The 25,920-nt window shown below is 66.6% G+C and carries 21 protein-coding genes and 1 pseudogene; 15 read left to right on the top strand and 7 right to left on the bottom strand.

The window, feature by feature from the left end; translation table 11 throughout:
• Positions 1-2 precede the first annotated feature (2 nt).
• The 7 genes from LDO14_RS19855 (at position 3) to LDO14_RS19830 (ending at position 8,091) form a co-directional block, all read left to right on the top strand.
• Complete coding sequence (locus LDO14_RS19855) at positions 3-614, top strand: TetR/AcrR family transcriptional regulator (protein WP_026265841.1); 612 nt, start codon at positions 3-5, stop codon at positions 612-614.
• 136 nt (positions 615-750) lie between these two features.
• The gene (locus LDO14_RS21615) at positions 751-879 is read left to right on the top strand and encodes a hypothetical protein (protein ID WP_018769748.1); all 129 of its coding nucleotides are present in this window, start codon (positions 751-753) and stop codon (positions 877-879) included.
• Between the two features lie 90 nt (positions 880-969).
• Positions 970-1,953 (top strand): ABC transporter permease, encoded by a 984-nt coding sequence (locus LDO14_RS19850; RefSeq protein ID WP_018769747.1) that lies wholly within the window; start codon positions 970-972, stop codon positions 1,951-1,953.
• 2 nt (positions 1,954-1,955) lie between these two features.
• Complete coding sequence (locus tag LDO14_RS19845; RefSeq protein WP_223993102.1) at positions 1,956-2,945, top strand: ABC transporter permease; 990 nt, start codon at positions 1,956-1,958, stop codon at positions 2,943-2,945.
• Positions 2,942-5,140 carry an ABC transporter ATP-binding protein gene (locus LDO14_RS19840; protein ID WP_134164894.1) on the top strand — a complete coding sequence of 733 codons (2,199 nt, stop codon included), beginning with the start codon at positions 2,942-2,944 and terminating at the stop codon, positions 5,138-5,140. Before LDO14_RS19845 ends, LDO14_RS19840 begins: the two co-directional genes overlap by 4 nt.
• 49 nt (positions 5,141-5,189) lie before the next feature.
• On the top strand, positions 5,190-6,905 hold the full coding sequence (locus LDO14_RS19835) for an ABC transporter family substrate-binding protein (RefSeq protein WP_018769744.1): 1,716 nt from the start codon (positions 5,190-5,192) through the stop codon (positions 6,903-6,905).
• A gap of 124 nt (positions 6,906-7,029) precedes the next feature.
• Positions 7,030-8,091, top strand: coding sequence for a Gfo/Idh/MocA family oxidoreductase (locus tag LDO14_RS19830; protein ID WP_223993100.1), 1,062 nt, complete (start codon positions 7,030-7,032; stop codon positions 8,089-8,091).
• 84 nt (positions 8,092-8,175) lie between these two features.
• On the opposite strand, the gene ald is transcribed toward LDO14_RS19830, so the two are convergent.
• Positions 8,176-9,294, bottom strand: coding sequence for an alanine dehydrogenase (gene ald / locus LDO14_RS19825; RefSeq protein ID WP_026265840.1), 1,119 nt, complete (start codon positions 9,292-9,294; stop codon positions 8,176-8,178).
• Between the two features lie 158 nt (positions 9,295-9,452).
• Here ald and LDO14_RS19820 point away from each other — a divergent pair.
• Positions 9,453-10,749 (top strand): annotated as a pseudogene (locus LDO14_RS19820) (helix-turn-helix domain-containing protein).
• A gap of 16 nt (positions 10,750-10,765) precedes the next feature.
• Here LDO14_RS19820 and LDO14_RS19815 read toward each other — a convergent pair.
• Genes LDO14_RS19815 through ptsP form a run of 3 tightly spaced genes read right to left on the bottom strand, consistent with a single transcriptional unit; the run spans position 10,766 to position 13,733 of the window.
• Positions 10,766-11,575, bottom strand: coding sequence for an alpha/beta hydrolase (locus tag LDO14_RS19815; RefSeq protein WP_223993091.1), 810 nt, complete (start codon positions 11,573-11,575; stop codon positions 10,766-10,768).
• 5 nt (positions 11,576-11,580) lie between these two features.
• On the bottom strand, positions 11,581-12,003 hold the full coding sequence (locus LDO14_RS19810) for a helix-turn-helix domain-containing protein (protein ID WP_223993089.1): 423 nt from the start codon (positions 12,001-12,003) through the stop codon (positions 11,581-11,583).
• 44 nt (positions 12,004-12,047) lie between these two features.
• A complete protein-coding gene (gene ptsP, locus LDO14_RS19805) occupies positions 12,048-13,733 on the bottom strand; it encodes a phosphoenolpyruvate--protein phosphotransferase (RefSeq protein ID WP_018769738.1) in 1,686 nt (561 codons plus the stop codon).
• Between the two features lie 161 nt (positions 13,734-13,894).
• Here ptsP and LDO14_RS19800 point away from each other — a divergent pair, with 161 nt between their 5' ends.
• The 6 genes from LDO14_RS19800 (at position 13,895) to LDO14_RS19775 (ending at position 20,339) form a co-directional block, all read left to right on the top strand.
• The gene (locus LDO14_RS19800; RefSeq protein WP_026265838.1) at positions 13,895-14,623 is read left to right on the top strand and encodes a TetR/AcrR family transcriptional regulator; all 729 of its coding nucleotides are present in this window, start codon (positions 13,895-13,897) and stop codon (positions 14,621-14,623) included.
• Between the two features lie 87 nt (positions 14,624-14,710).
• Positions 14,711-16,768, top strand: a complete 2,058-nt coding sequence (locus tag LDO14_RS19795; protein WP_223993087.1) for a PTS mannitol transporter subunit IICBA — start codon at positions 14,711-14,713, stop codon at positions 16,766-16,768.
• A complete protein-coding gene (locus tag LDO14_RS19790) occupies positions 16,768-17,931 on the top strand; it encodes a mannitol-1-phosphate 5-dehydrogenase (RefSeq protein ID WP_018769735.1) in 1,164 nt (387 codons plus the stop codon). The genes LDO14_RS19795 and LDO14_RS19790 overlap by 1 nt, the downstream gene beginning before the upstream one ends.
• Before the next feature lie 179 nt (positions 17,932-18,110).
• Complete coding sequence (locus LDO14_RS19785) at positions 18,111-18,602, top strand: GNAT family N-acetyltransferase (RefSeq protein WP_018769734.1); 492 nt, start codon at positions 18,111-18,113, stop codon at positions 18,600-18,602.
• A gap of 41 nt (positions 18,603-18,643) precedes the next feature.
• Positions 18,644-19,084, top strand: a complete 441-nt coding sequence (locus LDO14_RS19780; protein WP_134164900.1) for a MarR family transcriptional regulator — start codon at positions 18,644-18,646, stop codon at positions 19,082-19,084.
• A 28-nt stretch (positions 19,085-19,112) separates the two neighbouring features.
• Positions 19,113-20,339: an MFS transporter gene (locus tag LDO14_RS19775; RefSeq protein ID WP_018769732.1), complete on the top strand. Its 1,227-nt coding sequence runs from the start codon at positions 19,113-19,115 to the stop codon at positions 20,337-20,339.
• A 120-nt stretch (positions 20,340-20,459) separates the two neighbouring features.
• On the opposite strand, the gene LDO14_RS19770 is transcribed toward LDO14_RS19775, so the two are convergent.
• From LDO14_RS19770 to rraA, 3 genes are all read right to left on the bottom strand, one after another.
• Positions 20,460-21,899, bottom strand: a complete 1,440-nt coding sequence (locus LDO14_RS19770) for a sugar porter family MFS transporter (RefSeq protein WP_026265837.1) — start codon at positions 21,897-21,899, stop codon at positions 20,460-20,462.
• 200 nt (positions 21,900-22,099) lie between these two features.
• The gene (locus tag LDO14_RS19765; RefSeq protein ID WP_142070177.1) at positions 22,100-23,764 is read right to left on the bottom strand and encodes an MDR family MFS transporter; all 1,665 of its coding nucleotides are present in this window, start codon (positions 23,762-23,764) and stop codon (positions 22,100-22,102) included.
• A 71-nt stretch (positions 23,765-23,835) separates the two neighbouring features.
• On the bottom strand, positions 23,836-24,357 hold the full coding sequence (gene rraA, locus LDO14_RS19760; RefSeq protein ID WP_134164904.1) for a ribonuclease E activity regulator RraA: 522 nt from the start codon (positions 24,355-24,357) through the stop codon (positions 23,836-23,838).
• Between the two features lie 143 nt (positions 24,358-24,500).
• On the opposite strand from rraA, the gene LDO14_RS19755 reads away from it, so the two are divergent.
• Positions 24,501-25,784 (top strand): MFS transporter, encoded by a 1,284-nt coding sequence (locus LDO14_RS19755; protein ID WP_223993085.1) that lies wholly within the window; start codon positions 24,501-24,503, stop codon positions 25,782-25,784.
• Positions 25,785-25,920: the final 136 nt, after the last annotated feature.

Raw genomic sequence — 25,920 nt, 5'->3', positions numbered from 1 at the left:
GTGTGAGTTCCATCCCAGTGCGGCCGGGAATGACCCCGGTAACGGCCGCGGAACGCAGCGACGCTGCCCGGAATCGGGAACGTCTCCTGCTGGCTGCCCGGGAGCTGATTGCGCAGGGCGGAGCGGCGGCGCTCACCATGGACCGCCTGGCCGGGCACGCCGGGGTGGGCAAGGGCACGGTCTTCCGCCGCTTCGGCAGCCGCGCCGGACTGATGCTGACATTGCTGAACGATTCGGAGGCCGCCTTCCAGGCCCGCGTCCTGTTCGGCCCGCCGCCCCTGGGCCCAGGGGCTGCGCCGCTGGACCGGCTCATCGCCTTTGGCACCGAGCGGATCGCTTACGTACTGGAATGCGGCGACCTGGTCCTCGCTGCCGGACACGCCTCCCGCAGCAGGTTTGACGTCCCGGCCGCCGCCCTCTGGAACCGGCACGTGGAGATGCTCCTGCGCGAAGGCGGCTTCGAGTCCCCCGAACCGTGGCTGATGGCCGGATCCCTTAATGCCAGCCTGGACCCCGAGCGGCTCCTGCACCTTGTCCGCGAACATGGGGTCACCAGTGAACGGCTGGCAACTTCCTGGCGCGATCTTGTCACACGCGTGGCGGGCGGCGCGTAGATTACGCGGTGGAACGCCCTTGCGTCCAGTCAAACCAACTTCACAGAACTATTCATAACGATCTGATACGGCCCGCCTGATTTCGGGGGATTGCGGCGCTTTTCCGGTGAATGCTTGTGATAGTTTCCTCTGGAATGTGACCCGCGACATAGTCCACCAGGACCTGCCCATGGGGCTGCGGGAGGCCAGCTACCCGCTGGTGCAGAACCCGGTGAGGCGGCACAACCCGTGCTTGTCCGGGGACGACGGAAGGATCCAGCAGTGATGGTTGACTTGGCCAGCGGCACGGCACGACATCGGACATTGGAGTGTTCCTCCGTCCAGCATCCGGCGGCGCGGCCAAAGAAATAGCCCCATGCTCAAGTACCTCGCCAAACGCGGCCTCACGTATGTGGTGATGATCTTCCTCACCACATCCGCCGGATACTTCCTGGCTGTCAGCTCGCTCAAGCCGGCGCTGCTCGAGCAGGAACGCATCCCCCGGCCCACCCCGGAGCAGGTGGCCAACTCCATGCGGCTGAAGGGCTTGGACCCGGACCTCAGCCCGTGGGAGCGCTACGTTGACTGGCTCACCGGGATCGTCACCCGCTGGGACTGGGGCCGGAGCCCCAACGGCGCCTACATCAACGCCGAGTTTGGGGACCGCGTCTGGATCTCCACCCGGCTCTTCCTGGCGTCCATCATCCTTACCCTGGTTATCGGCGTCGCGCTCGGCGTCTATTCGGCCGCACGGCAGTACAAGTTCCAGGACCGCGTCATCACGTCCTACAGCTACCTCGCATACATCGTGCCCGCGCCCATCGCGTACTTCCTGGTTCAGCTGGGAGCCATCAACATCAATGAGTCCGTGGGGGACCGGATCTTCTTCGTCACCGGCATCTCCACACCGGGCGTAGCGGCCGGCTGGCCCCAGGCCATGGACCTGGCCGCGCATTACGTGGTGCCTACGGTGGCCATCACACTCGTGGGCTGGGGCGCCTACCAGATTGCGCAGCGGCAGTACCTGCTGGACAACGTGAACGCCGACTTTGTCCGCACCGCCCGGGCCAAGGGGCTCAGCCGGAACCAGGCAATCGCCCGGCACGCCCTCCGCGTCTCCTTCATTCCGGTGGCCCAGAGCATCGCGTTCACCATCCCGGCCATCTTCGCCGGCGGCTTCTTCGCCGAAAAGATCTTTGCCTGGCCGGGTGTTGGCTCCTGGAGCATTGACGCCATCTCGCTGCAGGACGTCAACGCCGCCACGGCCACCCTGGCCTACGGCTCCGTGATCTTCGCCCTGGGCGCCATCCTGGCGGACTTCGCCACCACGCTTGTCGACCCGAGAGTGCGGGTGCAGTAGCCATGACCAACCTGAACGCCGTTGACCCGGCAGCCGTGGCGAAGGACGCGCACCTGGAGAGCGCCGACGTCGTCATCGGCAAAAACACCATTATCTTCCGCCGCTTCCTGCGGAACAGGACCGCAGTGGCGGGCCTGGCCATCTTCCTGGCCCTGACGGTTTTCTCGTTCATCGGGGGATTCTTCACCCCGTGGGACAAGGAAACCATCGACCCCTTCAACATCGGAATGCCGCCATCGGCCGACCACTTCCTCGGTACGTCCCAGGCCGGAATCGATCTCTACGCCATGACCGTCGAGGGCACCAGGATCTCCATCCTGATTGGCCTGGTGGTAGGCCTCGTGTCGGTCCTGATCGCCGCCGTCTACGGCTGCAGCATGGCCTACTTCGGCGGCAAGGTGGACAAGGTGATGCTGTTCATCCTGGAGGCCCTGATCATGATGCCGGCACTCCTGGTGGTGGCCGTCGCCACCAGCGGCGGCGCTGCGGGCCTCAAGCGGGACCTTCCCTCATGGCTGCTGCTCATCATCGTGCTGCTGGTATTCAGCTGGATGGGGACGGCCCGCCTGATCCGTTCCATGTCCATGTCCCTCATGCAGCGTGACTTCGTCAAGGCCGCCCAGTACATGGGCGTGCCGCCGCGGCGGATCGTCTGGCGCCACCTGGTTCCGAACATCGGCTCGCTGCTGATCCTGGACATCACCCGCGGGGTCACGGCGGCCATCCTCGCCGAGGTGGCCTTTTCCTTCATCGGCATCGGGATCAAGGTCCCGGACGTGAGCCTCGGCGTCCTGATCGGCGGTGCCACCTCCCAGGTGCAGACCTTCCCCTGGATGTTCTGGGTACCGCTGACCGTCATGTTCCTCCTGACCGGCTCGCTGGCCATGATGAACGACGGCCTGCGGGACGCCTTCGACCCCAGCTCCAGTTCCACCGGCAAGGCCAGGAAGGCCAAAGCCCGGACCATCCCCGCGGAAAAGAAGACGGCATGAGCAGCGAAACCACCACCGGAGCCATGGAACCCGCCCGGTCGGACGTGGAGCGCCTGCACGTGGCAGGACTGCACGCCCCTGCCGACGCAGTGCTGTCCGTCCGCGACCTGAATGTCCGCTTCAGTTCAGAGAACGGCGTGGTCCACGCCGTCAGGGGCGTCGACTTCGACCTGATGCCCGGCAAGACCCTGGGGATCGTTGGTGAATCAGGCTCCGGCAAATCGGTCACCTCGCTGGCCATCATGGGACTCCTCCCGCCCGCGGCCCAGGTCTCCGGCTCCGTCCGGCTCAACGGCAGGGAACTGCTGGGGCTGAGCGACAAGGCCATGTGCCAATTCCGCGGGAACGACCTTGCCATGGTGTTCCAGGACCCCCTCTCCTCCCTTACTCCCGTCTTCACGGTGGGCACCCAAATCATCGAAGCGCTGGCCATCCACCACCCCTCCATGAGCAGGAAGGCCAAGGAAGCCCGCGCCGTCGAGCTTCTCGCCATGGTGGGGATCCCCAGCCCCCGTGAACGGCTGAAAGCCTTCCCGCACGAGTTCTCCGGCGGCATGCGCCAGCGCGTCATGATCGCCATCGCCATCGCCAACAACCCGCGCGTCCTGATCGCGGACGAGCCGACGACGGCCCTGGACGTCACCATCCAGGCCCAGGTCCTCGAGGTGCTCCACGCGGCACAGGAGGAGACCGGTGCCGCCGTCGTGATGATCACGCACGACCTCGGCGTGGTGGCCGGGATGGCAGACGACATCATGGTCATGTACGCGGGCAAGCCGGTGGAAACCGGTGCCGTGGACGACATCTACTACAACCCGCGGATGCCCTACACCATGGGCCTGCTGGGCGCCGTGCCCCGGGTGGACGTGGCGGAGAAATCCTCGCTCGTCCCCATCGAGGGAATGCCGCCCAACCTGCTCCACGCCCCCACCGGATGCTCGTTCGCACCCCGCTGCCCCCTTGCCTCGGAGGCCTGCCTTGACGGCGAGCCCGCCCTCGCACCCGTCGAGGGCGGCGCACTGCACCGTGCCGCCTGCATCAAGTCCGGATCGCTGGGCGGAACTGTGGATGTCCACGACGTGTTCGCCGCCCCGCCGGTGCCTGTGTCCCGCTTCGACGCCATCCCCCGTGCCCAGCGGGACACCGTGCTGAGGCTCAAGGACGTGCGGAAGCATTTCCCGCTGACCAGGGGCGCCTTGATCAAGCGCAGGATCGGCACGGTCAAGGCCGTGGACGGCGTGACCTTTGATATCCGCGAAGGTGAATGCTTCTCCATCGTGGGCGAGTCCGGATCGGGAAAGACCACCACGCTCCTGGAGATCATGGAGTTCCATCCGGACCAGGACGGCGAGGTGGTGATCGGCGGGCTCAGCAACAAGCAGGCTGCCGACGCAAAGACCAAAGCCAGGATGCGCCGCGAGCTCCAGATGGTGTTCCAGGATCCCACCGGCGCCCTGGATCCCCGGTTCACGGTGTACGAGGTCCTTGCCGAACCCCTGCAGAACGCGGGCATGGACCGGGCGGCCACCAGGAAGCGGATCATGGAGCTGATGAAGCTCGTGGGCCTGCAGCCGGACCACGTCAACCGCTTCCCCAACCAGTTCTCCGGCGGCCAGCGCCAGCGGATCGGGATCGCCCGGGCGTTGGCCGTGAACCCCAAGCTGGTGGTTTTGGACGAACCCGTCTCCGCCCTGGACGTATCGGTCCAGGCCGGCGTGATCAACCTCCTGGACCACCTGCGCGCCGAACTGGGCCTGAGCTACCTGCTGGTGGCGCACGACCTCTCCGTGGTGCGCCACATCTCCAACCGGGTGGCGGTGATGTACTTGGGCAAAATCGTGGAGATCGGTGCCGTGGACCGGGTGTTCGACAACCCCCGGCACCCTTACACCCGCGCGCTCCTCTCCGCCATTCCCGTTCCGGACCCCCAGCTGGAACGCACCCGCGAACGCATCATCCTGCAGGGTGACCTGCCCTCGCCGCTGCAGGCACCCAAAGGCTGCAACTTCGCCACCCGTTGTCCTGTCTTCGCGGCGTTGCCGCCGGCCAAGCAGGAAAAGTGCCTCACCCTGGAACCGCCCCTGGAAGCTGCGGCATCCGCCGCGGACCAGCAGTTCGCCTGCTTCTTTCCGGATGGGGAACTGGATGAGGACATGCTGGTGGTCCACGAACCGGCGGACCACCATGCGCCCTAGGACTTCTCGACCCACAAGCACCACCACTCGCACCAATGAAGGGAAAACCATGAGGAAACTGAACAGGATCGGCGGAGCTGCAGCTGTTGCTGCGGCCCTGGCGCTGACGGCCTGCGGCGGTGGCGGTGCCAGCGGCCCCGAAACGGCCAAGGCACAGGCATCGGGAAGCGACCTGGCCAAGCTGATCAGCATCAACGAGAAGCCGGCTGCCGACCTGCAGCAGGGCGGCAAGGTCACCCTTCCGTTGGGCAACATCGGGCCGGACTTCAACGGGTTCTCCAACAACGGCAACAGTGCGGACAACTCAGCGCTGCAGGTTCCCATGAACCCGGTCGCCATGAACGGCGGCGGCATGGGCGGCTGCTGGAAGGTGGACTTCAAGGGCAAGGTCACGCCGAACACGGATTTCTGCGAGTCAGTGGACAGCGTGGTCAAGGACGGCAAGCAGACCATCACCATCAAGGTGAACCCCAAGGCCACCTACAACGACGGCACCCCGATCGACGTCAAGGCCTTCAAGAACACCTGGAACATCCTCAAGAGCCCGGATGCCGGCTACGACATCGTCAGCTCGGGCGCCTACGAGTTCGTTGACTCCGTCGAAGCGGGCAGCAACGACAAGGAAGTCATCGTCAAGACCAGCCAGCCGGTCTTCCCGGTGGATTCGCTGTTCTTCGGACTCATCCACCCCGCCGTCAACACCCCCGAAATCTTCAATGAGGGCTTCAACGGCAACCTGCACCCCGAATGGATGGCAGGTCCCTTCAAGCTGGACCAGTACGACACCGCCGCCAAGACCGTCACCATGGTGCCGAACGACAAGTGGTGGGGCCAGAAGCCGGTCCTTGCCAACGTGACCTTCCGGCAGCTGGAAACCAGCGCCCAGATCGCCGCGTTCAAGAACGGCGAGATTGACGCGATGTCGGCCAACACCATCTCCCTCTACAAGCAGCTGGACGGCACCAAGGACTCCGACATCCGCCGCGGCCAGCGGCTGTTTGCCGGCGGCCTGAACCTGAACGCCCAGCGCATCACCGACGTCAACGTCCGCAAGGCCATCTTCGCCGCCGTCGACCGTGAAGCCCTGCGCAAGGTCCGCTTCAACGGGTTGAACTGGGAGGAGCCCAGCTCCGGTTCCATGATGCTCCTGCCGTTCTCGGACTACTACCAGGACAACTACCCGGTCAAGGAAACCGGCGCGGACGCCGCCAAGAAGGTCCTCACCGACGCCGGCTACACGGCCAACGCCAACGGGATCATGGAGAAGGACGGCAAGCCCGCCGCCTTCAAGATCAGCAACTTTGGCGACGACCCCACCACCCTGGCAGTGGCCCAGACGCTCCAGAAGCAGCTGCAGGCCGGCGGCATGGATGTCGGGATTGACCAGCGCGCCTCCGCCGACTTCGGCAAGGTCCTGGGCAGCCGTGAGTTCGACCTGAGCATCTCCGGCTACACGGTTGGTCCGGACGCCACTGATGCCGTCAAGCAGTACTACGACTCCAAGACCAACGAGAACAAGCTGGGCGACGCCGAGCTGGACAAGAAGATTGCCGACCTCGCCTCGATCGAGGACAACGCCGCCCGCAACAAGGCAGCCATGGATGTGGAGAAGGAGCACATGGCCAAGTACTACTCCATGGGCGTGGTCTTCAACGGCCCGCAGATCTCCTTCGTCCGCACCGGCCTGGCCAACTACGGCCCGTCCCTCTTCAAGAGCCTCTCGCAGGTTCCGGACTGGACCACCATCGGCTGGGAAAAGAAGTAACGTCCCTCCCGCGGCAGTAGCCGCACAACGCCGAAAGACGGCACCCCTGGTCACCAGGGGTGCCGTCTTTCGGCGTTTAACGGGTCTTGTTCGACGCCGCCACGCCAGGGGTAGCGTTGGTTCCATGACCGGAACTGAAGGCGACCAGCGCACCATCCGTACCGCCGTCGTCGGCTATGGGCTCGCCGGCAGCGTGTTCCACGCGCCGTTGCTCGCGGCCAACAGCAGCTACTCGCTGGACGCCGTGGCCACGTCCGATGCCGGGCGGAGGGCGGCTGCCTCATCCAGGCTTCCAGGGGTGGAGGTAATGCGGGACGGGGCCGCCGTCCTTAAGCGGGCAGCCGACCTTGACCTGGTGGTCCTGGCGACGCCGCCCGCGACGCATCATTCGCTGGCCAAGGCAGCGTTGGAAGCGGGGCTGGACGTGGTGGTGGACAAGCCATTTGCGGTCACCAGCGGGCAGGGGCAGGAACTGATCGACCTGGCGCGGCAGCTGGGCCGCGTGCTCACGGTGTTCCACAACCGGCGGTGGGACGGGGACTTCCTCACGCTGCGAAAGCTGCTGGCCGCGCAGTCGCTGGGAAGCGTCACCAGGTTCGAGTCGCGTTTCGAACGCTGGTCCCCGGCCATCAGCAAACCCTGGAAGGCCCGGGCCACAGCCGTCGACGGGGGAGGCATCCTGTTTGATCTTGGCAGCCACCTGATCGACCAGGCGCTGCAGCTGTTCGGCCCGGCCGCCGTGCTCCACGCCGAGCTGAAGGCGCGGCGCTCGGATGAGCGGGCGGATGATGACGTCTTCCTGGTCCTGCGGCACGAATCGGGGGTGACCAGCCACCTGACCATGAACATGCTGTGCGCGCAGCAGGGTCCGCGCTTCCGGGTGCTGGGCTCGATAGGCGGCTTCACCAAGAACGGTGTGGACCCCCAGGAGCCCTACATGGCGGCCGGCGGCAGCCCCCTGGATCCCGCCTACGGCCAGGAGGCGCCGGAGTGGGCCGGCCTCTTGGGCCGCGACGGCCACCTGGACCGGCTCCCCACCGAACGCGGCGCGTACCCCGAGTTCTACCGGATCCTGGCGGACAAGATCCTCGACGGCGGCACCGCGTCAGCCCGTCCCCTCCCGGTAGACCCGGAAGACGCGGTCGCGGCCCTGAAAATCATGGAAAAAGCGCGCGAACTGGCCTAGGCCCGTCGATTGCTCCCCACAGGGCCCCGTAGACGCCGTTTTGAGGGCTCAAAGGGGCGAGTAGGGAGCAATCGACGGAGGGGCTTACGCGGAGACCAGTTCGTGCCAGTCCTTGACGAGGGGCAGGTTGTGGGCTTCGGACACGGAGTGGTGTGCCACGTGGCCGGCGGCGATGTTCAGGCCGGCGGCGAGGGCGGGGTCGCGGTCGAAGGCGGCCCTGACCCCCAGGTTGGCCAGGGACACGGCGTAGCGCAGGGTGACGTTGGTCAGCGCGTAGGTGGAGGTGTTGGGCACGGCGCCGGGCATGTTGGCCACGCAGTAGAAGATGGTGTTGTGCACCTTGTACGTGGGTTCCTGGTGTGTGGTGGGGTGCGTGTCCTCGAAGCAGCCGCCCTGGTCCACCGCGATGTCCACCAGGACCGAGCCGGGCTTCATCCGGGCCACGAGGTCGTTGGTGACCAGCTTGGGGGCCTTGGCGCCCGGGATCAGGACGGAACCGATCACCAGGTCGGCGTCCACCACTGACTTTTCGATCTCGTACTTGTTGGAGGCAACCGTCTTCAGCCGTCCCTGGTACTGGGCGTCCAGTTCGCGCAGGCGGTTGATGTTGATGTCCAGGATGGTGACGTCGGCACCCAGGCCCAGGGCCATGGCTGCGGCGTTGGTGCCGGCAACACCGGCGCCCAGGACCACCACTTTGGCGGGGCGCACGCCGGGAACGCCGCCCAGCAGGACGCCCTTGCCGCCGGCCGGAGCCATCAGCGAGGTGGCACCCACCTGGACGGAGAGGCGGCCGGCAACCTCGGACATCGGGGCCAGCAGCGGCAGCGAGCGGCCTTCCTGCACCGTTTCGTAGGCGATGGCAGTGACGCCGGAGTTGATGAGTTCGCGGGTGAGTTCCGGCTCGGCAGCCAGGTGCAGGTAGGTGAAGAGGATCAGGCCCTTGCGGAAGCGGTGGTACTCGGACTTGATGGGCTCCTTGACCTTCATCACCATGTCGGCGCGGGCCCAGACATCGTCCGCCTCGTTAACGATCTCGGCGCCCGCGATCGAGTATTCCTCATCGGTAATGCCTGAGCCCAGGCCGGCACCGCGCTCCACCAGGACGGTGTGTCCGTGGGTGCGGAATTCGTGGACTCCGGCCGCGGTGATGGCCACGCGGAATTCGTTGTTCTTGATTTCTTTGGGGACGCCGATGATCATCGTCTGCTCCAGTGTGCGGGGCCGGTGGGCCGAAAAAACGGAAAGGATTTCGTGTTTCAACGATAAATCCGGCTGTGAGCCACGTGACACGGAGCGGGCTTGCAGCCATGCCAAGGACCCCCGTGATTCCGCGGTTTTGACGCTTCAGCGCTCGACAGGTGTCGAGCGCTGAAGCGTCAGGTGTCGCCTCGTGTCCGTTCGTCTGTAGAGCTTCCAGCGCAGTAATGTTGCCCCATGCAGCAGCAGGGTGTGGAACAGCTCGTCGAACAGGTGGCGCAGAAGCTGGGGCGCGGCCTGTCCCTCGAGGACCTGGACGGCCTTTTGCTGGCCTACAGCTCCAACCAGTCCCACGCCGACCGGGTGCGGGTGAACTTCCTGCTGAGCAAAAAGGTCCCGGCGGACGTGAGCGCGTGGCAGCTCTCGCACGGCATCGCCACCGCCGTGCGGCCCGTTGTGGTCCCGGCCAACCCTGATCTGGGCATGCTGGGCAGGGTCTGCGTTCCGCTCATGGTGCGGGGCTTCCGCGTGGGTTACCTCTGGGTGCAGCAGGACTCCGCGGAGGAAAGCCCGACGGCGATCCTCACCCAGCTGCCGGGCGTGAACCATGAGCTTGAGCTGCTGTCCGGCCTCCTGCTCGATTCGAATACGGCCGAATCCGAATTCCGGCGGGGCCGGGAGCGGGAGTTCCTGGCCGCCTGCGCGGGAGAACCGAACGCTGTGGCCGCCGTGGCCGGGTGGAAGGAAGTCCAGGGCCGCGGTCCGTGGCAGATGGTCACGGTCCTCGATGCGGACGGCTGGGCCAGCGGCCCGGACCCCATCGCGTCCACCCTGATCCACCGCTCCACAGCGCTCCAGGCAACCGTGGGCGTGGACGCCGCCCTTTTCAGCGCCGGTACGGAAACCCACTCGGTGGTGCTGTTCCGCGATTCGACGGGCCGGGCCAACCACGCCCAGGTCCTGGTCCACTACCAGCTGGAGCTGGCCAAACGGTCCGGCCGCCCGGTCCACCGGATCATCCTGGGCATCAGCGAGGGCTTCTCCAAGACCCGCCAGCTCTCCGAGGCATACCGGCAGTCGCGGGTGGCAGCGCAGGCGGCAGCCGTGGACCCGCAGCTGGGTGAACTGGTGGACATCCGCGCAACGGGCGTCTACCAGCTTCTCGCTTCGGCCGGGGGAGGGGTGGGGGCCTGGGCGGATTCCGGTTCGGTGTACTTCCGGATGCTCGAGGACCACGACCGCAACGGCGAGCTCATCCCGGTCCTTGAACTCCTGTATGACAACGATGGGTCCGTGCAGGATGTGGCCGGCAAGCTCCACCTGCACCGCAGCAGCATCTACAACAGGCTGGGCCGGATCCGGCAGCTGCTGGGGGTGGACCCGCTGAAGGGGATGCCCCGCCTGGAGCTGCACGCCGCGTTGAAGATGCGGCGCTGGGCGGCGAGGCCAAGGATCTGAGTACCCAGACCTGGCGTTAGGCACCGGCCCCGGTGAAGGACATGATGGCGGCCGCTACCTGCCGTGGCCGCAGGTGCTGGGCCACGTGTCCTGCCCGGTCGATCTCAACAAAGCGTCCCTGCGGCACCACCTGGGCAAGGAGGCGCGACCAATCCGCGCCCGCCACCGGGTCCTGTTTCCCGCGCAGGACCAGCACCGGCACATTGATGCCCGCCAGCCGTAGCTCCGTGGGGTAGCCCATCATCACGGGGAGCACGGTGAAGTACCATCGCGGACCGCAGCGGAAGTAGTCCGACACCACCAGCCAGTTGGAGGAGGCGCTTTCCCGGAGGAGCGAGTCCAGGAACAGTGCCAGGCCCTGCCGCCCCACGCTGCGGTGCCGCGAATCGACCACGGGACCCATCAACACCAGCCGCAGTGCCTGGTCCGGTGCGCAGAGTGCCGCCTCGATGGCGAACTGGACGCCCATCGAATGTCCCACCAGGATGTACGGGCCAATGCCGCTGGCCGTCAGAGCCTGCGCGATGAAGGCGCCGTAGTCCTCCACGGACAACTGCCTCCCCGGCCTGGGGGTGCCGGCAAAGCCCGGCAGGTCCAGGGAATAGGTGGGGGCAGTGGTGGCGAGCTCACCGTGCAGGCGGCGGAGGTAGCGGTGGGAAACGCCGATGCCGTGGATGAGGATGTATGCGGGCTCTCGCGAACCGTCCGCGCGTTCCAGCCCCGGTGCAGGTGTTCCATCAGCCCAGAGGATCCGGCCTTTCAGCCCGTGGGCTTCCAGGTCGGCTGACTGCAGCGGAGGGATTGTCCCGCCGCCGGCCTTCGCCATGGGCACTATTCCCCCGGGCCGGCGTCTGCCCCGGCGTTCTTGTCCTGCCTGCGCTTGTGTTCGGCAAGTTTCTGGCTTTCGAGCCACGCCATGATGTCAGCCTGCCGGATCCGCCGGTGCGAGCCGCGGTACTCCACCGGGATCTCACCGCGGTCCGTCATGTTGCGCAGGTAGGTGTGCGAAATCCCCGCCAGCTCTGCCGCCTGCGACGTGGTCAGCATTTCCGCCACGCTGCTCACGGTCACCGTTTCGCCGCGGCCCAGCCGGGCAAGGAGGTCCACGACGGCGTCCCGTGCCTGCCCGGGCAGCCGATGGACCGTTCCGTCGACGAAGACAGTGATGTCATTGCTGTCCTCGAGGGCGCGCGTCAGGACGCGGGCTTCGCCGGCGGGCAGGCCGGCCGTGACGCGGGGGGCTATCAATGCCATGGACGTAGCCTATCCCGGCCGCAGCCGGCGTGGCCGCGGACCCGTCAGAGCCCCAGCTCCTCCAACACCGGCAGCTTTTCCCGGACCCACGCGCGCGCCTCGGTGGCGCTCGGCGCGGACAGGGCGAGCTTGGCCAGGTCCTGGGCTTCGGACAGGGTTACCGTCTTCAGGACTGCTGCCACCGCGGCGAGGGACCGCGCCGTCATGGACAGGGTGCTGACGCCCAGGCCGGTGAGGACGACGGCGAGGGCGGGATCGGCGGCGGCCTCGCCGCAGACACCCACCGGTTTGTTGTGGCCCTCGGCCCGGGATCCTTCAACCGTCAGTCCGACCAGCCGCAGGACGGCCGGCTGCCACGGGGTGTTCAGGTTGGCCAGCGGGCCGAGCTGGCGGTCGGCGGCCATGGCGTACTGGGTCAGGTCGTTGGTGCCCAGGCTGGCAAAGCTGACTTCGCGGAGGATGGCCTCGGCGGTGAGGGCCGCCGAGGGGACCTCCACCATCACGCCGGGGGTCTTGATGCCCGCATCGGCGCACATGGAGGCGAACCGGGCCGCTTCTTCCGCAGTGGAGATCATCGGGGCCATGACCCAGACGTCGGCTTCTGACTGCTTCTGAGCCAGGGCAATGGCTTCCAGCTGCCGGTCCAGGACGCCGGGGGTGGTGAAGTCGGTGCGGTAGCCGCGGACGCCAAGGGCCGGGTTGGGCTCCGTGGAATCCGTCAGGAACGGCAGCGGCTTATCCGCGCCGGCATCCAGCGTCCGGAGGACCACCTTCTTGCCGGGGAAGGCATCAAAAACGCTCTTGTAGGCAGCAGCCTGCTCTTCGACGCTGGGTTCGGTGTCGCGCTCCAAAAAGCAGAACTCGGTGCGGAACAGGCCCACGCCCTGGGCGCCCAGCTTGGCGGCCGCTTCGGCGTCCTTGCCGCCGCCCACGTTGGCGAGCAGCGGCACCTCGTGGCCGTCCGCCGTCGCGCCCGTGCCGGTGAATTCAGCCAGCAGCGACGCCGTGGCGGCCCATGCTTCCGCTGTTGCCCGGAGGGATTCGTCGGGGTCGGAAGTGATGAGGCCGGCCGCGCCGTCCACGTACACCTCGGTGCCGTCCGGCAGTTCGTCCACTCCCACGGCGGCAACCACGGCGGGCAGGCCAAGGGACCGGGCGATGATGGCGGTGTGGGACTGGGGGCCGCCGCCGGCGGTGACCAGCGCCAGGACCTTGTTCGGGTCAAGCGTTGCGGTGTCCGCGGGGGCCAGGTCCTCGGCCACCAGGACGAACGGGGTGTTGGACGCGGGAATGCCGGGCGCGGGCACGCCGCGGAGCTCGGCCACGATGCGGGCGCGCACGTCCAGGACGTCGGTGGCACGTTCGGCCATGTAGCCGCCCAGGTTGTGCAGCATTTCGGAGACGGAGGAGCCGGACTCCCAGATGGCGCGTTCGGCAGAGGTGCCGCGGGCCACCAGCTTGGCCGCACCCTTGATCAGCATGGTGTCCTTGGCCATCAGGGCGGTGGCCTCCAGGACGGCCTTGCCGTCGCCGGTGGCATGGGCGGCGCGGTCCTTCAGTTCGTCGTGCACGGCCTGCGCGGCGGCCTTCAGTGCTGCGGTGGCTTCTTCTGCAGTGGTGTCCGGGGCCAGCTGTTCACCGGCGGGAGGCTCACTGATCGGTTTGGGCATCTGCCGGATGGTGCCGATGACGCGGCCTGGACTGACGCCTACTCCTGGGAAGTTCTGCACTGAAGGTCCTCATTCTCTGCCGGTAGACAGGCCCGCCAAGTTCCCCCGGCGCCGTGCCGGGTCCGCCGGAGGACTGCTACGTCCAGGGCGGGAAACGTGCCTGAAAAAATTGTATGTGATTCAGTTCATATAGCAACGCTATAGGTGCTAGGGTAGCGGTTATGAGTTTGGATGGCCAGCTTCCCCCCAAAATGCGGCTGCTCCGTGCTGCCGCGGAACTGCTGGCGAAATCCGCGGGGGCTCCGGTGTCCACGCGCCAGATCACGCAGCTGGCCGGGGTTTCGGCTCCTACGCTGTACCACCACTTCGGTGACAAGGAAGGTTTGTTCGACGCCGTCGTCGCCGCAGGGTTTGAAGAATATGTCGCGGGCGAAAGGGATTTCGCCCCCTCCGGACAGCCCATCGAGGACATCCGGAGAATGTGGGACAACCACGTCCAGTTCGGACTGAACCAGCCCGAGCTGTACCTGGTGATGTTCGGCAATATCCGCCCGGAGAGCCGGCCTGCCATCGTGGCGGACGCCGAGGCGCTCATGGAGGAGATGCTGAACAAGGCAGCGGCGGCGGGCCAGCTGAACGTCCAGCCCCGGGAGGCAGCCAGGTCCATCCTGGCCGCCAACGTGGGCGTGACGCTGATGCTGATTGCGGAGCCCGCTTCCGAACGCAACCTTGAACTGTCCACCATGACCCGGGACGCCATGATCTTCGCGGTGTCCGCCGAGCCCGCCAGCGGCCCGGCCCCGGGCGGCACCGGAAAGTCCTCGGTGGTGGTGGCAGCGATCGCCCTGAACGCCGCACTTCAGGCTTCGCACTCTGACCAGCTTTCCAGCTCGGAACTCAAGCTCTTCCTCGAATGGCTTCACCGGATCTCCACCAGCCCTGCCGGTTAGCCCCGGACCCCCGTAGTACCCAGCAGTACGTCGTCGTAATCATCGGACCACTCCTGCGGAGCAGCAGGAATGAGGTTAGGAAATCACATGGCAACAGAGACAGTTGCAAAACCCCGCACCAGCGCGCGCGTGCACGTCCAAAAGTTCGGGACATTCCTGTCCGGCATGATCATGCCCAACATCGGGGCGTTCATCGCCTGGGGCATCATCACCGCCCTCTTCATTGAGAAGGGCTGGTTGCCTGTCCCGCAACTGGGTGGTTTCGGCGAGACCGGCGGCAAGCCCAACATCGGCCTGGTAGGCCCCATGATCACCTACCTCCTGCCGCTCCTGATCGGCTACACCGGCGGCAAGAACGTCTATGACGTCCGCGGCGGCGTGGTGGGAGCCATCGGCACCATGGGCGTGATCGTCGGTGCCGGCATCCCCATGTTCATCGGCGCCATGATCATGGGCCCGCTGGGCGGCTGGACCATGAAGAAGATCGACATGCTCTGGGACGGCAAGATCCGCCCCGGCTTCGAGATGTTGGTCAACAACTTCTCCGCCGGCATCTGGGGCGCATTGCTCGCCATGCTGGGCTTCTTCGGCATTTCACCGCTGGTGACGGCGTTCAGTTCGGGCGCCGGAGATGTGGTGAAGTTCCTGGTCAACAACGGCCTGCTGCCGCTGACCAGCATCTTCATCGAACCTGCCAAGGTGCTGTTCCTGAACAACGCCATCAACCACGGTGTGCTCACCCCGCTGGGCGTCCAGCAGTCGCTGGACCAGGGCAAGTCCATCCTGTTCCTGCTCGAGGCCAACCCGGGCCCTGGCCTCGGCATCCTGCTGGCCTACATGTTCTTCGGCCGCGGTGCCGCCAAGGCGTCGGCCCCCGGTGCTGCGATCATCCACTTCCTGGGCGGCATCCACGAAATCTACTTCCCGTACGTGCTGATGCGCCCGCTGCTGATCCTGGCGGCCATCGCCGGCGGCATGACCGGCATCGCCACCCTGGCCATCACCGGCGCAGGACTCGTTGCCCCCGCCGCCCCGGGTTCCATCCTCGCGGTGCTGGCCCAGACGTCCCGTGACAGCTACCTGGGCGTGATCCTGTCGGTGGTGCTCGCCACCACGGCGTCCTTCCTGGTGGCCTCCGTCATCATGAAGACCACCAAGCACAGTGACGAAACAGACCTGGGCGACGCCACCGCCCGCATGGAGGCAATGAAGGGCAAGAAGAGCTCGGTTTCCTCCACCCTGACCGGTGCAGGTGCAGGCGCTTCCGCAGGTGCCGCGTCCGGCGGCCGCGGCGGAGTGGGCGTGCTGGCCGGACCCGTCCGGAACATCGTGTTCGCCTGCGACGCCGGCATGGGCTCCAGCGCCATGGGCGCCTCGGTGCTGCGGAACAAGATCAAGGCGGCCGGGTTCCCGGACGTCAAGGTCACCAACGCCTCCATCGCCAGCCTCAGCGACACCTACGACGTGGTGATCACGCACCAGGACCTGACCGAGCGGGCCAAGCCGGCCACGTCCAGTGCCGTCCACTACTCGGTGGACAACTTCATGAGCAGCCCGCGGTACGACGAGATCGTCGAGCTGGTCCGCGAGAGCAACACGGAAGGCGGAACGTCCGACGCCGGCACCGCCCACGGTGCGCACGCCGCCGAGGCGCCGGTGGACGCAGCGCCTGCCGCAGCAGGTGCGGCAGCGGCAGCTCCTGCCGCCGGCAGCTCCGACATCCTGGCCCGCGAGAGCGTGGTCATGCGCGGTTCGGCCACCACCCGCGACGCCGCCATCGACGAGGCGGGCCGGCTGCTGCTGGCCCGTGGCGCCGTGGATGAGGGCTACATCGCCGCCATGCATGAGCGGGAAGAGTCCGTATCCACCTACATGGGCAGCTTCCTGGCCATCCCGCACGGCACCAACGCCGCCAAGGACCACATCCGCAAGTCGGCGGTTTCCGTCATCCGGTACCCGGAAGGCATCGACTGGAACGGCAAGCAGGTGAAGTTCGTGGTGGGCGTCGCCGGCATCAACAACGAGCACCTGCACATCCTGTCGTCCATCGCCAAGGTCTTCACCAACAAGGAACAGGTTGCCCGGCTCGAGGCCGCCACGTCCGAGGATGAAGTCCTGGAGCTTTTCGGAAAGGTCAACGCATAGTGAAGGCAGTACATTTTGGGGCCGGCAACATCGGCCGCGGCTTCGTGGGGCTGCTCCTGCATGACGCCGGCTACGAAGTGGTGTTCGCGGACGTGGCCGAAGACCTGATCAACCGGCTCAAGGAAGCGGACAGCTACGCCGTGCACGAAGTGGGGGAGAATCCCGCCGTGCGGACCGTGGACAACTTCCGGGCGCTGAACTCCAACGCCCAGGAAGCGGAACTGGTCTCCGAGATCGCCACGGCGGACATCGTCACCACCGCAGTGGGCCCGCACATCCTGAAGTTCGTGGCGCCGGTGATCGCCAAGGGCATCGCCGCAAGGGAGCCCGGCCGGGCGCCCCTGCAGGTGATGGCCTGTGAGAACGCCATCAACGCCACGGACATCCTGGCCAAGGAGGTGGCCGCCCAGCCAGGGGCCACCGCCGCAGTGCTGGACGGCAAGGCAGTGTTCGCCAATACTGCCGTGGACCGGATCGTGCCCAACCAGGAGGCCGGGCAGGGGCTGGACGTAACAGTGGAGACTTTTTACGAATGGGTCATCGACCGCACCGCGTTCGGTGACTCCGCTCCGGCCATTCCCGGCGCCACGTTCGTGGACGACCTCTCGCCCTACATCGAGCGGAAGCTGTTCACCGTGAATACCGGCCACGCCTCGGCGGCATACTTCGGGTTCGAGGCGGGCCTGGAGAAGATCTCCGACGCCATGGCGGACCAGGACGTGGCGGAGGATGTCCGGGCGGTGCTGGAGGAAACCAAGCAGCTCCTGGTGGCCAAGCACGGGTTCAGCAACGATGAGCAGGAAGCCTACGTCCAGAAGATCCTGGTCAGGTTCTCCAATCCCTATCTTCCGGACACCGTCAACCGGGTGGGCCGTGCTCCGCTGCGGAAGCTGAGCCGGAACGAGCGCTTCATCGGCCCCGCCGCCGAGCTGGCCGAACGTGGCGTGGTGCCGGAGGCCCTGCTTGGTGCCATCGCATCAGCGCTCCGGTTCAACGACCCCGCTGATACAGAGGCCACGGAGCTGGCAGAAATCCTTCGCTCCACCAGCCCCGCCGACGCCACGGCAAAAATCACCGGGCTGGCGCCTGGCCACCCGCTGTTCGCCGCCGTTGCCACCCTCGTCGAGGAGCGGCAGGCCGAAATGGCCGGCACCCCCGCCTGACGCGCCAACTGACACGCTCCATCATTACCTGCGCCCTCAAGCGCAACGCTCCATCAGATCCTGCAGGAATTCCGGCGACGCTCCATCAGAACGACGCCGGCACTTACCCAAGTGCCGGCGTCGTTCTTTGTCTGTGCCAAGCTGGGCGGGTGAACCAGAACCCAAATGCCGCGCCTGCTTTGCTCACCGCCGACGTCGACGGCGGGACGTTCCGCCTCAGGCACGCGACGCGTGCCGACATCCCGGACATGGTGCGCCTGCTGGCCGACGACGCCCTGGGCGCCGGCCGCGAGACCGCGAAGGATATGGAACCCTACGAACGCGCCTTTGACGCGATCCACGCCGACCCCGCCCATCTCCTGCTCGTCGGCGAAAGGGTGCCGCAGGGGGAAGAGGAGGGGCCGGTGGTTGCAACCTTCCAGCTGAGCTTCCTTCCCGGCATCTCCAGGCAGGGCGCGTGGCGCTCGCAGCTCGAAGGTGTCCGCGTGGCCGCGTCCCTTCGCGGGCAGGGCCTGGGGAGGCTCATGGTGGGCTGGGCCATCGCGGAGTCGCGGCGCCGGGGCTGCGACCTGATGCAGCTGACAACGCACCATAGCCGTTCGGCAGCCCAGCGGTTCTACCAACAGCTGGGCTTCGAGGCCAGCCACGTCGGCATGAAGCTGGCCCTCTAGGCCTTGACCGTTAGGTACCCTAACTGTTAGGGTACCTAACGATGACTGACGACGATCCCCAGCTCCACGAACTTGCCGCCGCCTTCCGTGAAGCCCTGCGGCACAGCGTCTACCTGGTCCGGCGCCTCGACGCGGACGGCGAACTCAGCGCCGCCCAGCTCAGTACCCTCAAGATGCTGCTCGGCGAGGGCCAGCGCGTCGGTGAGATCGCCCGGAACCTCGGTGTCCGCGTGCCCAGCGCTACCGAACAGATCATCAAGCTCGAACGCGCAGGCTTGGCGCGCCGGGAACCGGACCCGGATGACTCCCGCGCCGTCAGGGTGATCCTGACCCCCGAAGGCCGTTCCGCCGTCGACTCCGCAAACCGGCGGCGCAACCAGGTGATGGCCGCCATCCTCAGCACGCTCACCGACCAGGACCGCCAAGCCCTGGCGGAGGCCCTGCCGGTCATCGACAAAATCAACGCATCCCTCCAGAACTGAACCAGCCACGAACTTAGGAGCACCCTCCATGGACGGCCAGCTCGCAGAAACCCTGCAAGCACCAGAATCAACCTTGACGGCCGAAAAGGCCTCATTCCTCAAACAGCCGAAGGCGGTATGGGCCACCGCCCTCGCCGCAGTGTTCGCCTTCATGGGCATCGGCCTGGTGGACCCCATCCTTCCGGCCATCGCCACCAACCTGGACGCCAGCCCCAGCCAGGTCTCCCTCCTCTTCACCAGCTACTTCCTGGTCACCGCGCTGGCCATGCTGATCACGGGGTTCGTCTCCTCCCGCATCGGCGGCAAGCGGACGCTGCTGATCGGCCTGGCCGTCATCGTCGTGTTCTCCTCGCTGTCCGGCCTGTCCGGCAGCGTCGACGAGCTGGTGGGCTTCCGCGCCGGCTGGGGACTGGGCAACGCCCTGTTCGTCGCCACCGCCCTCGCCGTCATTGTTGGGGTGGCCAGCGGCGGCGCCGGCACCGCCATCATCCTCTACGAAGCCGCACTGGGCCTGGGCATCTCGCTCGGCCCGCTGCTCGGCGCCCTCCTGGGCGGCTGGCAGTGGCGCGCCCCGTTCTTCGGCACCGCCGTCCTCATGGCCGCCGCCTTCATCGCCCTGATCGCCCTCCTGCCCAGGACGCCGCTGCCTGAGCGCAAGGTGCGGTTGCGGGACCCCCTGCTGGCGCTGGGTCACAAGGGACTGCGGACGACGGCGGCAAGCGGCTTGTTCTACAACTACGGCTTCTTCACCATCCTGGCTTTCACCCCGTTCATCCTGGGCATGGACGCGTACGGCATCGGCGGCGTCTTCTTTGGCTGGGGTGTGGCCGTGGCGGTATTTTCCGTCTTCGTTGCACCGGTCCTGCAGACCCGCTTCGGCGCGGTGAAGGTACTGACCGGCACTTTGTTCGTCCTCATGCTGGACCTGGCCGGGCTGGGACTGGCCGCGGGGCACTCGGTGCCTGCCGTCGTCGTCCTGGTCATTGTTGCCGGCGCGCTGCTGGGCATCAACAACACCATCTACACGGAACTGGCCATGGGCGTCTCTGATTCGCCCCGGCCGGTGGCTTCCTCCGGCTACAACTTTGTCCGCTGGATGGGCGGTGCCCTGGCCCCGTTCGCGGCGGCGCAGCTCGGTGAGCACTTCGGCCCGCAGGTCCCGTTCTTTGCCGGGGCGGTGGCCATGGTGATCGCCATCCTGGTCGCGTTCGGCGGCCGGGCCTACCTGTCCTCGCACGAACCGCACGTCGTGTAGCCGCTGCCGGCGCACCAACGGACAAACCCTCCATCACGGCATGTGATGGAGGGTTTGGTGTTTTCCTGCTGAAGCTGATGGGGCGTTCCAGGGAAGGCCGCCAAAAGTGATGGGGCGTTGCTAGGCCTTGGCGGAGCCCTTGGGTACGAACAGCGTCTCGGCCTGCTCCAGGGACATGCCGTTGGTCTCCGGGACCTTGAACATGACGAAGAAGAAGGAAGCCGCAGCGAACAGGGCGTACATGGCATAGGTCAGCGGCAGCGAGCCCGCTGCCATGACCGGGAAGCTCAGGGTGATCACGAAGTTGGCCACCCACTGGGCCGCTGCGGCCAGGCCCAGCGCCCGGGCACGGATCCGGGACGGGAAGATCTCGCCCAGGAGGACCCACACCAGCGGTCCCCAGGACGCGCCGAAGCTGATCACGAAGACGTTGGCGGCCACCAGGGCCACTGGGCCCCACGCGCCCGGCAGGCTGATGTTCTCGCCGCTGCCTGTTGCCGAGGAGAACGCCACGGCCATGGCGCCCAGGGACACGGCCATGCCCACGGACCCGGCCAGCAGGATGGGCCGGCGGCCCACGCGGTCCACCAGGGCGATGGCCACGAGGGTTACCAGGATGTTGGTGACGGAGGTTGCCACCGAGATGGCCAGGGAGTCCTTCTCCTGGAAGCCCACGGCCTTCCACAGGGTGGTGGAGTAGTAGAAGATTACGTTGATGCCCACGAACTGCTGGAGCACCGACAACGTGATGCCCACCCAAACCACAGCCTGCAGGCCAAAGGCCTTGCCGCGGAGGGACCCCTTTTGCCCGGCCAGCTTGTCTTCCTCAATGGCTTCCCGGATGTCCCGGATATGCCGACCGGCATCCTCGGTGGGTGCGATGGACTCAAAGACTTCCCGGGCCTGGTCCTCTTTGCCCTGGAACACCAGGAACCGCGGGGACTCGGGCAGGGTGAACGCCACCCAACCGTAAACGACGGCCGGGACGGCGGCGGCCAGGAACATCCAGCGCCATGATTCAATGCCCAGCCAGAAGGCCTGGTCCGCACCGCCGGCACTGGTGGCCAGGAGCGCGTCAGACAGCAGCGCGGCAAAAATACCCGTAGTGATGGCCAGCTGCTGCAGCGAAGCCAGGCGGCCGCGGACCTTTCGCGGCGAAATCTCGGAGATGTAGGCGGGCGCGATGACGGAGGCCAGCCCGATGCCCAGGCCGCCCACCAGGCGCCAGAACACCAGGTCCCAGACGCCGAACGCGAAACCCGTGCCCACGGCGCTGACCAGGAACAGCAGGGCGCCCAGCTTCATGGCCGGAATGCGGCCGTAGCGGTCCGCCACCTTGCCGGCCAGGAAGGCGCCTGCAGCACAGCCCAGCAGGGCAATGGCTACGGCGAAGCCCGTGACGGCCTCTGACAGGGCAAATTCTTCCTTCATGGCGTCCACGGCGCCGTTGACCACCGATGAGTCGAAGCCGAAGAGGAATCCGCCCACCGCCCCCGCGAGCGCCAGCCAGATCACCCGCCGCGGTATCCCGGTTGTGGTCTGCTCCTGTGCAGTGGGCATGGTTCTCCCTGGGTTTGGGGGTTTTATGGATGCGGTGCGGACGTCGTCGGCTGCGGTACCGGCAGAATGGCCGGCGCACACGCGCTAAACAGTGTGGCACGTCACCGCCCGAGGTTCCACTTGGCGCCGTTTGCCCCGTTAACGCAGGACGACGACGGCGGGCTGTGCCGCCGTCGTCGTCCCACCCGTGCGCTTGCGGGCTAGTGCGCCGGAATCTCCATGCTGTCCTTGTCCTGCGGGGATGCCTTCTGGTCGGTCAGCTTCTTCCGCGGAAGGGCGAAGCTGATGAGGAACGCCAGGCCGGTGAGCGCCGCCGCCGTCAGCATCACGGTGTCGATGGACGTGGCGAAGCCCTCGGTGATGGGCCTGGTGAGGGTGCTGTTGGCGGTATGCAGCCAGCTGGTGTCGTTCAGGGAATCGTTGGAGGCGCCGTTCTTGAAGAATTCGTAGAGCTTGGCGTTGGCAGGGTCCGACGCGACGGCAGGGTCCTTCAGGACGGCCAGGTAGGCGGGGTCCGTGGTGGCGGCCTTCATGCCGTCGGCAATGCGGCTTGCCGCCATGCTGAAGAGCATGGAGATGAAGACGGCGGTGCCCACGGCGCCGCCCATGGAGCGGAAGAACGCTGCGGAGGAGGTTCCCACGCCCATGTCCCGCGGCGGTACCGAGGTCTGCATGGCCAGGGTGAGCGGCTGCATGCAGAAGCCCAGGCCGACGCCGAAGAAGACGGCGATGAGTCCGGGGACCCAGAGTTCGGTGTCCACTGCCAGTGAGAAGCCCATCACCAGGGCGGCGGCGGTCAGGATGCCGGTACCCATGATGGGGAAGATGCGGAACGTGCCGGAGGCCGAGATGGTGCGGCCGGCGGTGATGGAGCCGAACAGGATGCCCACGGTGAAGGTGATCATCATCAGGCCGGCCTCGGTGGGGGTGAGGCCCTTGACCAGCTGGAGGTACATCGGAAGCATGGCGATTGCGCCGAACATGCCGATGCCGATGATGAAGTTCAGCAGCGAGGACAGTCCGAACGTGATGTTGTGGAAGAGCCGGAGCGGGATCAGGGCGTAGTCGCCGGCGCGCTTCTCCGCCAGCAGGAACCAGGCAATGCCCACCACACCCAGGCCGTAGCAGAGGAAAGAGTTCACGGAGGTCCACCCCCACGTGCGGCCCTGCTCAGCCACCAGGAGGAGCGGAACGATGGCCACGGTGATGGCGGCGGCGCCCCAGTAGTCGATTTTCTGTTTCAGGTGCTTGGCGGGCAGGTGCAGGAACAGGAACACCACCGTCAGCGCGGCAAGGCCAATGGGAATGTTGATGAAGAAGACCCAGCGCCAGCCGTCAAAACCGAGGATGTTCGCCGAGCCGGCGAATGCCCCACCCACCACCGGGCCCAGGACCGAGGAGATGCCGAACACGGACATGAAGTAGCCCTGGAACTTGGCGCGGTCCTTGAGCGAGACGATGTCGCCGATGATGGTCAGCGCCAGGGCCAGCAGGCCGCCGGCGCCAAGGCCCTGGATGCCGCGGGCAACTGCGAGTTCGGTCATCGAGTGGACCGAGCCGGCGTAAAGCGAGCCCACCAGGAAGATGAGGATCGCGGTCAGGTACAGCGGGCGGCGTCCGAAGATGTCACTCAATTTGCCGTACAGCGGGGTGCTGACCGTGGAGGTGATCAGGTACGCGGTGGTGGCCCACGCCTGCAGGGAGAGCCCGTCCAGGTCATTGGCAATGGTGTAGATGGAAGTGGAGACGATGGTCTGGTCAAGGGATGCCAGGAACATGCCCAGCATCAGGCCCACCATCACGGTGACGATCTGGCGTTGCGTCAGGGTTTCTCCGGGGCCGGGCGCGGCAGTGGCTTTGGACATGGGTGCTCCAAGGGGAAGGAAAAGATATAAGCAGCGATAGTTGCTTTCAGTAACTATCTTACTCGTTGTTTTTATTCCCCGCCCTGCCGGGCTTCCTGCTGGCGCTCCACGAGGATGCCGTCCGGATCGCACCAGACGGTGGCTCCGGGGCGGAAGGTCACGCCGTCGATCACCACATCCACGTCAACCTCGCCGGCCCCCGCCTTCTGGCTCTTCCTGGGGTTGCTGCCCAGGGCCTTGACGCCAAGGTCCAGGTCCGCGATCGCCAGCCGGTCACGGATGGCGCCGTTGATGACGACGCCGGCCCAGCCGTTTGCCACGGCGCTTTCGGCGATCATGTCCCCCATCAGGGCCGTGCCCAGCGATCCGCCGCCGTCCACCACCAGGACCGCCCCGTTCCCCGGTGACCCCAGCGTGGACTTCACCAGGGCGTTGTCCTGGAAGCAGCGGATGGTGCGGACCGGGCCGCTGAAGTGCGAGCGGCCGCCCAGGGACTGGAACTGCAGGGAGACGGACGCCAGCTCGTCGCCGCGCTCATCGTAGAGGTCGGCGGTATTGACCGCTGTGCCTTCGGTCGGGGTGGGTGCGCTCATCTGGTTCTCCTCGATACTCGGCAATTTGTTACCCGGCAACGTGATCCCCCGGGCGGCGTTGACCGCCGCGTGCCCGGTGGCCCGGTACCGCCCACGATAGTCTGATTCCACCGCCAGCCGGCCGCACCAGGGGGAGCACGCCAATGAGTCCGTTCAACACGCCCGCGCCGCCGGATGATGCCGCAGGCAAAACCGCGACGGCGGCGCTCGCCGAGCCGGTGCAGAAGGTCACCGCCCGTTGGGTCACCGGCCTGGTGCTGGTGAACGTGGGCATCAACGCGGCGTTCTTCGGTCCCATCAACGTGTTCATCGGCCAGCAGGCCATCAGCATTGATGCGCCTTCCAAGGAAGCCATCCTCTCGCTGGTGACGGCCTGCGGTGCGGGGGTTTCGCTGGTGGCCAACCCCCTCTTCGGTGCCCTCTCGGACCGGACCACGTCCCGGTTCGGCCGGCGGGCCCCGTGGGTGCTGGCCGGGGCAGTCCTGGCCACGGCGGCGCTGCTGGCCATGTCCTTCTCTGCCGCGGTGGCCCTGATGGTGCTTTTCTGGTGCCTGGTGCAGCTGGGTGCAAATGCCGCGTACGCGGCCATTACCGCCGCCGTCCCGGACCGGGTTCCCGTCATCCAGCGCGGGGGAGTGGGCGGACTCGCGGCCATGGGGCAGACCCTTGGCATCCTCACTGGCGCGGTTTTCGGGGCAGCGGTCTCCGGCAACTTCATGGTGGGCTACTGGCTGTGTGCGGGCGCCCTGCTGGTGTCCGTGCTGCCGTACCTGTTCCACCGGAATGATCCCGCCCTGCCCAAGTCCGGGCTGGAGGCTTTCCGGCCCAGGGTTTTCCTCAAGGGTTTCTGGATCAGTCCCCGGCGCCACCCGGATTTCGCCTGGGCCTGGCTCACGCGCTTCCTGGTCAACGTGGGAAACCAGCTGACCATCGTCTACCTGCTCTTCTTCCTGCGTGACGTCATAGGCCATGAGGATCCTGCCGCGGGGGTTCTGGTCCTGACGGGTATCTACGCGGTGATGGTCATGGCCACCGCGGTGGTGGCCGGTCCCTGGAGTGACCGGGTGGGCAGGCGGAAACCGTTCGTCATCGCCTCCTCGGCCACAATCGCCATGGCCGGAGCCATCATGGCCTTCTTTCCCGTCTGGCCCGGCGCGCTCGCCGGCGCCGCCGTCCTGGGCGTCGGTTTCGGCGCCTACCTGGCCGTGGACTTTGCGCTGCTGACCCAGGTCCTGCCGTTCGCCGTCAGCCGCGGCAAGGACATGGGGATCATCAACGTGGCCAACTCGCTGCCGCAGGTGGTTGCCCCGGGACTGGCGCTGCTGGCCGTGGCCTACTGGGGTGGCTACCGGACGCTGTTCCTCACGGCGGCTGCCATCGGGCTGCTGGGTGCCGTTTTCGTGGTGAAAATCAAGGGCGTCGACTGACCTGCCGGTGCCCGAAACTAAGGCCGCTGACTAATTAGGGCACACGCCTGTGCCGTATAGTTGAACCGGGCTGCAGGGCGGTACGGAAGTGGGGGCGCTCCTGGCCGCAGTCCCTACGACACAACCCCGGAATGCT

This window comes from Arthrobacter sp. NicSoilB11 (assembly GCF_019977375.1).
Taxonomy (GTDB): Bacteria; Actinomycetota; Actinomycetes; order Actinomycetales; family Micrococcaceae; genus Arthrobacter.
Note: the sequence above shows the minus strand (reverse complement) of the source record. Positions and strands in the feature narration are given on the sequence as shown.

Coding starts and splice junctions, on each gene's coding strand:
- LDO14_RS19850 (WP_018769747.1), top strand. CDS start 970: ATGCTCAAGTACCTCGCCAAACGCGGCCTCACGTATGTGGTGATGATC.
- LDO14_RS19845 (WP_223993102.1), top strand. CDS start 1,956: ATGACCAACCTGAACGCCGTTGACCCGGCAGCCGTGGCGAAGGACGCG.
- LDO14_RS19840 (WP_134164894.1), top strand. CDS start 2,942: ATGAGCAGCGAAACCACCACCGGAGCCATGGAACCCGCCCGGTCGGAC.
- LDO14_RS19835 (WP_018769744.1), top strand. CDS start 5,190: ATGAGGAAACTGAACAGGATCGGCGGAGCTGCAGCTGTTGCTGCGGCC.
- LDO14_RS19830 (WP_223993100.1), top strand. CDS start 7,030: ATGACCGGAACTGAAGGCGACCAGCGCACCATCCGTACCGCCGTCGTC.
- ald (WP_026265840.1), bottom strand. CDS start 9,294: ATGATCATCGGCGTCCCCAAAGAAATCAAGAACAACGAATTCCGCGTG.
- LDO14_RS19815 (WP_223993091.1), bottom strand. CDS start 11,575: ATGGCGAAGGCCGGCGGCGGGACAATCCCTCCGCTGCAGTCAGCCGAC.
- LDO14_RS19810 (WP_223993089.1), bottom strand. CDS start 12,003: ATGGCATTGATAGCCCCCCGCGTCACGGCCGGCCTGCCCGCCGGCGAA.
- LDO14_RS19800 (WP_026265838.1), top strand. CDS start 13,895: ATGAGTTTGGATGGCCAGCTTCCCCCCAAAATGCGGCTGCTCCGTGCT.
- LDO14_RS19795 (WP_223993087.1), top strand. CDS start 14,711: ATGGCAACAGAGACAGTTGCAAAACCCCGCACCAGCGCGCGCGTGCAC.
- LDO14_RS19780 (WP_134164900.1), top strand. CDS start 18,644: ATGACTGACGACGATCCCCAGCTCCACGAACTTGCCGCCGCCTTCCGT.
- LDO14_RS19775 (WP_018769732.1), top strand. CDS start 19,113: ATGGACGGCCAGCTCGCAGAAACCCTGCAAGCACCAGAATCAACCTTG.
- LDO14_RS19770 (WP_026265837.1), bottom strand. CDS start 21,899: ATGCCCACTGCACAGGAGCAGACCACAACCGGGATACCGCGGCGGGTG.
- LDO14_RS19765 (WP_142070177.1), bottom strand. CDS start 23,764: ATGTCCAAAGCCACTGCCGCGCCCGGCCCCGGAGAAACCCTGACGCAA.
- rraA (WP_134164904.1), bottom strand. CDS start 24,357: ATGAGCGCACCCACCCCGACCGAAGGCACAGCGGTCAATACCGCCGAC.
- LDO14_RS19755 (WP_223993085.1), top strand. CDS start 24,501: ATGAGTCCGTTCAACACGCCCGCGCCGCCGGATGATGCCGCAGGCAAA.